This is a genomic window from bacterium (assembly GCA_037131655.1).
GTDB lineage: Bacteria > Armatimonadota > Fimbriimonadia > Fimbriimonadales > JBAXQP01 > JBAXQP01.
Genome location: JBAXQP010000103.1, coordinates 1 through 8,780 on the forward strand (window position 1 = coordinate 1; position 8,780 = coordinate 8,780).

7 protein-coding genes are annotated in these 8,780 nt (G+C 47.0%); 2 read left to right on the top strand and 5 right to left on the bottom strand.

Going from position 1 to position 8,780, the window contains the following annotated elements:
• On the bottom strand, positions 1-837 hold an 837-nt coding region (locus WCO51_06395), incomplete at its 3' end, for an aspartate-semialdehyde dehydrogenase (GenBank protein ID MEI6512889.1).
• Positions 838-1,115: 278 nt separating this feature from the next.
• On the opposite strand from WCO51_06395, the gene WCO51_06400 reads away from it, so the two are divergent.
• Together WCO51_06400 and WCO51_06405 are read left to right on the top strand one after the other, a co-directional pair.
• A complete protein-coding gene (locus WCO51_06400) occupies positions 1,116-1,466 on the top strand; it encodes a prepilin-type N-terminal cleavage/methylation domain-containing protein (GenBank protein ID MEI6512890.1) in 351 nt (116 codons plus the stop codon).
• A gap of 68 nt (positions 1,467-1,534) precedes the next feature.
• Positions 1,535-2,005, top strand: a complete 471-nt coding sequence (locus WCO51_06405; GenBank protein ID MEI6512891.1) for a hypothetical protein — start codon at positions 1,535-1,537, stop codon at positions 2,003-2,005.
• On the opposite strand, the gene WCO51_06410 is transcribed toward WCO51_06405, so the two are convergent.
• From WCO51_06410 to WCO51_06425, 4 genes are all read right to left on the bottom strand, one after another.
• Positions 2,002-4,506 carry an SMC family ATPase gene (locus WCO51_06410; GenBank protein MEI6512892.1) on the bottom strand — a complete coding sequence of 835 codons (2,505 nt, stop codon included), beginning with the start codon at positions 4,504-4,506 and terminating at the stop codon, positions 2,002-2,004. The genes WCO51_06405 and WCO51_06410 overlap by 4 nt on opposite strands.
• A complete protein-coding gene (locus WCO51_06415) occupies positions 4,507-5,637 on the bottom strand; it encodes a DNA repair exonuclease (GenBank protein ID MEI6512893.1) in 1,131 nt (376 codons plus the stop codon).
• A 9-nt stretch (positions 5,638-5,646) separates the two neighbouring features.
• Complete coding sequence (locus WCO51_06420; GenBank protein MEI6512894.1) at positions 5,647-7,647, bottom strand: ATP-binding protein; 2,001 nt, start codon at positions 7,645-7,647, stop codon at positions 5,647-5,649.
• A gap of 168 nt (positions 7,648-7,815) precedes the next feature.
• Positions 7,816-8,780, bottom strand: a 965-nt coding sequence (locus WCO51_06425) for a DUF935 family protein (GenBank protein ID MEI6512895.1), incomplete at its 5' end; no start/stop codon positions are given.

Sequence of the window (8,780 nt, forward strand, 5' to 3'; positions counted from 1 at the left end):
GTAGTTTAGTTCTCGGTGATCAACGATACAGACAACAGGAAATGCCTCTAATGCTTCGCGAGCTTGCTCAAGAGTATGCCGCCGATCGAATTCGATGTTAATACTCTCCGCATGCGCTCTCAAAACAGGTACTCGAACACAAGTCGCGGTGACTTTAAGTTCAGGCATATGAAGAATTTTTTGTGATTCCAAAATCATCTTCCACTCTTCTTCGTTATAGCCATGCTCGTTGACGGCGCTGTTGTGGCTAAAGATATTAAACGCTGTTTGATGAGGCAAGACCTTCTTTACGGCAGGTCTGCCTTCCAACACTTCTTTAGCCTGCACTTTCAGCTCTTCCATCGCCGCAGCGCCCGCTCCGCTGACCGCTTGATAAGTCGAGACAACCAATCGCTTAATCGGTCCGAACTTAAGTAGAGGAGCAACCGCCATAAGGCAAATAATTGTCGAACAGTTCGGATTTGCGATAACTCCTTTATGTCCTACAAGATCGTCTGGATTAATTTCGGGAATAACCAACGGAATATTAGGGTCCATTCGGAAAGCAGATGAGTTGTCTATAACCACGGCTCCGCTATCGACTGCTGGTTTGGCAAACTGTTTACTTCGTGAAGATCCCGCAGAAAATAATGCGATATCAATTCCCTTGAACGAGTCTTCAGAAAGGCGTTCGATCGTATATTCCAAGCCGCACCACTTGATTTTTTTTCCTTCAGAACGTTCTGACGCTAAAAGTTTGAGTGAGGAAAGCGGGAAATTATGCGCTTCCAACACCCCTAAAAATTCCTGTCCAACAGCTCCAGTCGCTCCGGCGATTGCTACGTTATACTGCTTCATCAAAAACCTCAGATTGAATAATAGACTGATATAATACCCGCAAATAAGCTACCAACCATCAGATTCAGTTTCAAACAGGTCGCTAACGTTAATCTTTACGTTTCCTAGTGAATGTGCGGGCAATCGTTTCAGACTGAAAAACCTAGTAACAATCGCAGCCTACCCTGGTAGAGTTAGGTGGAATTAAAAAGATGATGGTGAGGTAGAGGAAACAATACGCCGCCCAAGCGATCTGCTTCACCATCGACTAAATTTCCGATACGGCGAGATCCATATCTATGAAAAGATTTCTAAAAAGCAGACGCGAAATGGGGTTCACCCTGATTGAAATCATGATTGTCATCCTGATTATCGGCATACTGTTAGTTATCGCCGTACCGAATTTCATACTATCACGTGATAAAAGCCAAAACAATGCCTGCCAGGATAACCTATGGAAAATTGAAGGCGCTAAGGAGCAATGGGCGCTTGAAAACAATAAAGGTAACGGTGATACCCCCCTTCTAGCAACTTTAACTGCACTGTATTTAAAAAAATCCGCAACTTGCCCAGCTGGCGGTACTTATAGCCCTGGGGCTGTGGGCTCTTTCTCAACCTGCTCCAAACGCGGAACTCACGTTATTCCTTAACCTAATCGTTGATACAATTCGCCAGGCAGGTATAATCAAAATTATCTTGAATTGTGGAGGGTCATGAATTGTTAGAAAGAAATCGACCAACTACAATTAATGCAATGGCGCTTTTGAACGTCGCGATAGGCGTTGCAGCGGGATTTGTTGCCTTTGCGGCAACAGGCGCAATGCCTGATTTCAAAGACAACCTAGAAGCAGGCTCAGGTCTTGCCCTCATTTACTTTCCATTCATGGACGCTGAAGGACGCGCACCTAAGCTTGTATTGGCATTTGGCTTTATCGCTGCCGTTCAAGTAGGGTTAGCTCTTATTCAATATATAGGCAAAGGTTTCGGCTGGACATTACAGATTCTTGCTTCACTCTTCGGCATCATTGTTTGCGTGCGATATATTATAGGCGAATATAATTATTTCAGTGAAAATGGCAGCATTTCTCTGGTATGGCCTCTACTATTGGCGATTTATATCACGCTTTTTATTATCGCCATCACACCCACTGCCCAAGAGTTCTTCGGACGCTTTGACGAGCGAGATTAATCCTCATTATCTAGAAACAAGCCCGGTTGAGTTAAGATTGAGCCTTCATTCGACCCTTCGATCATCTGATCCAAAATATCTCCGCTAAAACTTGCTATCGTTTGCTCTGAGAGAGACGCTTTTCTCGTCTCCGAATCATAGCGAACCCATAGGGTGTTATCCACCGTTTCGTTTATGCTTTCGATATGGGAAATGATGAATATCTGTTCGAACCAGCTCCGAAGAGTGTCGAATAGGTTGAGTAAATTTTGTCTGCGTTCGTCATCCAGGCTTCCGAAGACCTCATCCAGAATGAGAAGCGAAAATGGCTGACCTGCCCTTTCAGTGATCATCCGGGCGAGCGCTAACCTCAAGCTGAGATTAATCACATCCTCTTCCCCACCAGATACCACCAGCTTGCTGACATCGTCATCTTTAAGTGTGAAATTGAAAGCTTCATCAATTTCTATTTCTGAATATCGTCCTGCCGTAAGTCGATTGAGATAGTCGCTGGCATAATCAGCAAGTTGTGGACGCATGCGAGCGTTGATCTCTTGCCGCATTTCTTGAAGCGCTGTAGCCACATCACTCGTTTGCCGATGAGCTTTCTGCGTCTGCGCTAACTTTTCCAATCTCTGTTCACATTCTGTCCAAACTTCTTGGGCATGAACTAAAGCCGTTTCCGCTCCAGTCAATTGGGTTTCCAATATACTATGCTTCCGCTGTGCTTCGACCATAACTTCCTGACGTTTTATTAACTCAGCCAAAGTGTGTTCATAAGCATCACGGTCAAAAGCTAATGTTTCAAGTTCATTTGTAGCCTGATCCTTTGTGGCTTGCTCTGTGGTAATTTTTGTAGCTAATTCACGGGCTTGCAACTCGGCTTTTTTGCGCCCTTCCAACGTTGATTTCAAGCTTACGCTCTGATCATAGTCTGCCCGTAAGCTATCGCGTTCTTTCCTTGCGAGTTCAAGCTTTTCACCATCAAAACCCGTAGGAAGCGCTTCGAGCTTCCTTGATGAACTTTCGATCTGGCGCTCATAGACCCCAAGTTGATTGAGAAGCTTGTCATATTGACTTTTTCTGGTTGAAGCGATTAGAACCTCGGCTTGAGCCGCTTCCTTCAAACCTTTTACTCTCGCGCCTTCGCCTTTAAGCTGTTTGAGTTCAATTGGCTCCTTCTCAATCTCCTGGAGCAGTTCCTTCACTTTCACTAACTCAGATTCAATTCGAGCAAGGTCGTTCTTGTACTTCTCGACTACCGTATCGAAGTGCTCACCCAACTCGCGCTCGCAGGTTGGGCATACCCCCGTTTCTCCAAGTTTGTGAAGCTGGTCGAATCGTTCAACTGTCGCTTTATATTCGTTGTTTAAAACATCTTGCCGTCCAATTGCGATCCCTTTACGCTCATTTAGAACTTTAAGGATTTTGTCGCGCTCTTCACGAAGGTCCTCGAACTTCTTATCAGACTCGGCAAGTTTTACGGTCGCTATTTGAAATTCATTCTCAGCGTCTTTAAGCCCTTCAGCTTCCTTTTTACCTTCAGTCAAAGCTAGTTGGGCAGCAGAAAGCTCTGTCTTAATCTCAACCCGCTTATTCTCATGGCGTTGAAGGTCTTCTTGTGCTCGAACCAGCTTTTCAGTTTCAAGATATCGCTTAATATTTTCCTCAAGCCCTTTCAGCTTTATTTCAGCTTCGGCAATGCTCTTGATATCTTGATTAGCGCTCTCGAGCTGCTCATTCAACAGCTTCAGAACACTTTCGGCGCTTTGAAGTTGTTGAGTTAGGAACTGATGCTTACGCTCGTCAACATCGGCTTTTTGACGAATCGGCGTGTATTCCTGAAGGGCTTTCTCTGTCTTTGTCTTCGTGTCCAGAACAGCCTTCAATTCATCCTTAATACGTCTAACATCAAAGTTTCGATCTTTGAGTACCTGCTTCAAAACTGCAGGATCGCCCATGCCTTCACGAAGACCTTTGAGCGTATTATCAAGGTCTTTAAGCTCCTCCTTTGCATCCTTGAGCGCCACCGTTACGCGTTCGAGACCGAGCATCTTGCTAATCTCTTCGCGCCTCTTCTCCGGGGCATAGCTCATGAACTGCAGCTCTTTTTGCTGCGCATAGAAGCTTGTCGAGAACTGCTGAAGGGTCATGCCGAGCATCCGCTCGGCGCATCGAGTCGTCTCACTCAGACCATTTGCCAGGGCGATCCCAGGTTCACCGTCGGTAATATCTCTGATTTCAGCCCCATCAGTTGTTCGAATCGCCCGGAACTGCCGATCTCCGAGTATAAAGGACAAGCTTACGCGAACCTTTGCGCGCCCCGTGCTCCACATCCAACGAAGCGCAAGATTATCCCCGCGTTTGGCATTTGCACCATAGAGGCTCCAGGCAACCGCTTCAAGCAGAGTGGTCTTCCCTGCTCCGTTCGGGCCGATTATTGCAGTAATGCCGGGCTGGAAATCGACAATAGCCTTTTCGTATTGGCGAAAGTTCTCAAGCTCGAGTCGAAGTAAGCGCATCTATGCACCCTCCTTCTCAGACGCTTTTTTCAGATAATTCAATCCTATTTCCACCAGTTCTGCCCTGTCTGGACGAGTTTGGAACTTAGTTAAGGCAAATTCCATCCACTCATCCTCAAGGGTAACGCGAGCACTGCCTTCTCCACGTACGTTAGTGGCTGTAGCCGCCTTCCTTCGTGGAGGCCTTAAATCGAGATAATAGAAAAGCGCCTCCGAACGCAATTGCCTCACCATTTTCTGGTCGAGGTTCATTCGCGAACTGTACGATAAATCAAGCACCTTCTGGCGGACAATCGCCGAAGTAATATCCACTTTTGCCACGTTCTCGCTGATGTGCCGATTGATCTCATCAGCACTCATGTCCGCAGCTTCGATTGGCTCTAGATCAATAACTCGGCGAGTCTCGATTTGGTGAAACTTAAGCTCTTTTTTCTCTGTGTCAAACTCGACAAAGCCTTTCGGAGAATTAGCCTCTTCCCAGATATTCGTGGTCGTAAATTCAGTTGAACCTGCATAGGTGGCGTTTGGGGCAAGTTCCTGATAAATGTGATAATCGCCCATCGCAACGTAGTCCCAGTTGGAATTAAGTATTTTCGCGCGAGAGATAGCAGCCGTTCCATATTGCGCCCCAATCCCCTCCAGCATCCCATGAACGGTTAAAATGTTGACCTTTGCATCGGCTGAAGGCGCTATCTCGGTCTTTTCAATCTCGCCCAATCCCCGTGCTGGAATACACAGTATGCGAGCATCTTCAATATCAAGCGCTTCAATGCCAGTATAGGCAACAGAGATACCATTGATGTATTTGAAGAGCCGCAGAATGCAGTCGGCATCGACTGAACGTGGGGTTTCATGATTACCGCCGATGATAATTAGCGGTTTGCCTTCCCTGCGTTCTTGAAATCTCGAGAGCAGGAGAAATACCTGAATAATCGTACGGTTGCTTGGACGAACAACATGGAAGAGATCGCCGGTTATTAACACCAAGTCAGGCGAAAGATCGAGCACACTTTTGAGCGCTTTCTCAAAAGCGGTGTAAACATCATGTTCCCGAAGGTTCACCCCTCCAGGTGTGCTCCGATGATATGCGCGATATCCCAGGTGGACATCGCTAATATGGCATAGCTTCATCTAATTTACCTATTCAAAAGGATCAGGATCGTCTGTGGCGTTGAGTGTCGGATAAGGTTCAGGGTCACCAATAGCGGAAACCGGCACGGTTCTGTAACCAGGTTTCTTGGGTATTTGCTTCGCAAAATAGCTGAGCGGATCACTCGGCCTAGTACACATGGTTCTGCATAAAGCTGTTATCAATTGTTTACGTGTTGCTTGATCATTCACATCTCCGGCAAGCGCAACTGTATCAGCTACTACCGTAGGAGTCAACTTATTGTCCAGTGTGCGCAATTGTCGCCAAATGGCTCTGTCTAAAGGTACATCAGAAGCCGGTTTGAACTTACCAACTCCATCTCGCCCGCGCATTACAAAGGGACGTGGGAACTGAATAAAGACCGGTTGTTGATAATAGGGATGTTTGAGCAACATTTGGCCAGGTGAGAGGGTGCCGAGTTTTTGCTTCACTGCAGGGTCAAACACCCCATAGCCAGGCTGCGCCAATTCCTCCATCTCAATCTGCCCCCATAGCGCTGTCGAACAGTTCCCCACCACCTGTCGGTCAACCTGTGAACGAAATTGCTGCGCCCCAAAGAGCACTAATCCAAGATACCGCCCACGTGCCGCGATATCACGCACCGTTCGCCCTACATAGGTCTCCTTGCCGGACGATGGCGCATATTGGTTCAATTCATCCACGACTACGATTACCGTATCCACTCCAAGCTCGCGTTTCTCCATCCTGTCGCGAAGTTCGGCGATAATGCGCGTAAACACCAAATCCTGAGCCTCCGCCCGAAGCTGCGCTACGTCGACCACATAGACTGAGCGGTCTTCAAAAGATTTATCAAACAAGTCAGATCGATTTTCATCTTCGGTTAGTAATCCGGCATAACGGGTGGGCAGATTACGCAATCGGTTGTAGACCTTGCGGATGGTCTCCTGCGCATGAGAACGCCAGCGAGTTTGGTTCGTGTGTTCTATATACCCAATAACTGTTTTGAACCACTCTTCGAGATCTGTAAAGTTCTTAACGGGCATTGATTTCGGACAACCTTGCGCAATCTCCGCAGGGTCAAACTCAAAAACCTCAGTATCAACTGCTCTTTGTCGAACGAACTGAAGAAAGGCATCGGCTTTGACATCGATATCGTCTTGATTAAGCATTACCTCTGTATACTTCATGACATCCGGCAGTCCCCATTGAAGCGGATGTAAATTAGAAGTGACATCCTCGTGAGTTCGAAGTGTTGCCGGATTATAGCCATCTTCTTTTAACGGCGCATAGTAGATCACGTTTTCGAAAGGCTTTCTTTCAAAACCAATCTGTTCATACATCGCGCTATCTTCTTCGCTCATAGGCTCTATCGGAGGATGATCGAGAAAGAGTAAATCAGGGCCTTTTACGTTGAAACAGATAACGGCGACTGACTTATGGTACTTGGCGAAGATGCTTGCTAGCAGGAATTCGATAAGACTTGTCTTAGCAGCAAGGCCAGAGGTTCCTGTAACATTTAAATGCCCTGCCTCCGGACCTAATAGAAAGTCGGAATCGACATAAACAGGAGCGGTGAGTTCACCACTTTTATATAAGCCCATGGGAATTCGGCGCTCTTCGGGAATGCGATCGATATTGAGCGCCATAAGGACGTCGTCTTTACCGGCGAGATAAACGCTGGTGATGGGGGCCGGTTGAACAGGGTCTTCCGGTACACGCCGAAGCACTGCCGCCTTGTAGAGCCTAATTTCCGGTCTTTCAGTCGGGGAATAACTTTCCGGTTGCCTATTCATTCCGATGAAGTCGGAGAGGGGGGCATTCAAGTCGTTATAACCCAAAGCCTCCACCACTACCGCCCAAGTGGTTGAAGCTAACCGATCGGGTGTTTCTTCCGCACAAGCGGTAACAAGCGTGCCAATCCCGATTGGCTCCATGGGAGATGCCCAAAAATAGAAGTGAAATGCTGTATTCGGTTGGCGCTCAGTACCAACGACGCGCCCAACCAGTCGGCGCTCCAATGCCTGCTCCATATGCCCTCCGTGCTCATATAATGCTATTAAAGAAATTGTATCAGAACGAGCGGAAAAGTGATAGTAGACAAGGGTAATTACTTAGCGTTTAAAATGGCTTTTGTTCCCTGTGAAGGTATGGGGGGTGAAGGGTAAACAGGCGGCCGCTTGGCCGCCTTATTATTATTCCTATTTCGCCGCCGTATCTTCAAGCCATTTCGACTTCTGTTCAACAAAACGGAAATGTGGGTAAGCCATTTCACCAAAATTCATCACTACAAGTGGGCGTATTACCTGTTCTGTAACGACTGTTTCCGCAAGATCGCGCCTTAACGACTGCAATTGCAGAAGTAGGACTTGCAGGTGAACCGTTCCTAACGCAAGGCTGCCAACTCTTCGCCCTTCATCCGTTGCAAGCGTCTGGCCTAAGATAGCGCGCGCTATTTCCTTATTGTGATAATCCACTGCCTCTAAGTATCCCTGGCCTCCATTTTGCAAAGACTGTAAAAGCTGAACCTGGACATCCTCAGGGATAACAAGGGCATTCTCTCTTTGAAGTTTTTCGAGGACTTCTAACAGTTCATCCTGGGATTCAGGCGGAAGTCCACGCTTGTAGATGCCCATTACGGTTGGCGAACCATATTTCTCTAAGTAGACCGACCAGAACTTGAGCAATGCGGTTTTAGCAAACCAGTGCTGATGGGCTGAACGTAAATCAGACTCACCCCAAGGGCTTTCATAACGTGAGTTGTAGGAGTAGAGGATGAACTTATCGCGAGGCATTTCGGTCGGAACCTCACCAGGGACGATTAGATTAAGTTTTTTTATATTCAAAAACTCATCCACATCGAAACCAAATAGCTGAGGGTCTTTAGCTTTTACTGCTTTAAGCACAAATTTGCCCTGATATGGCTGTTCCTCTCGAAGCTCGTATATCTGCTCTAAAACCGAAAAGCCTTTGGCAAAGCAATCCATCGCCTTCCACAAGAGCGAAATCACCGAACCGGTCATGTAGTTGAAGTTGAATCGAATGAATTCAGCAATATCACGCGCTTCTTGTGAATCGTTATCAGGGACAAGCTCCCATTGAGCGGCAAGAACGCCCAATTTCTTGACATTCAGCGATGCGCGCACCTGGGCGTCAGCTTGCATCG

Excerpts from the sequence above, each read along its gene's own strand:
- WCO51_06400 (MEI6512890.1), top strand. The coding sequence starts at position 1,116 with ATGAAAAGATTTCTAAAAAGCAGACGCGAAATGGGGTTCACCCTGATT.
- WCO51_06410 (MEI6512892.1), bottom strand. The coding sequence starts at position 4,506 with ATGCGCTTACTTCGACTCGAGCTTGAGAACTTTCGCCAATACGAAAAG.
- WCO51_06415 (MEI6512893.1), bottom strand. The coding sequence starts at position 5,637 with ATGAAGCTATGCCATATTAGCGATGTCCACCTGGGATATCGCGCATAT.
- WCO51_06420 (MEI6512894.1), bottom strand. The coding sequence starts at position 7,647 with ATGGAGCAGGCATTGGAGCGCCGACTGGTTGGGCGCGTCGTTGGTACT.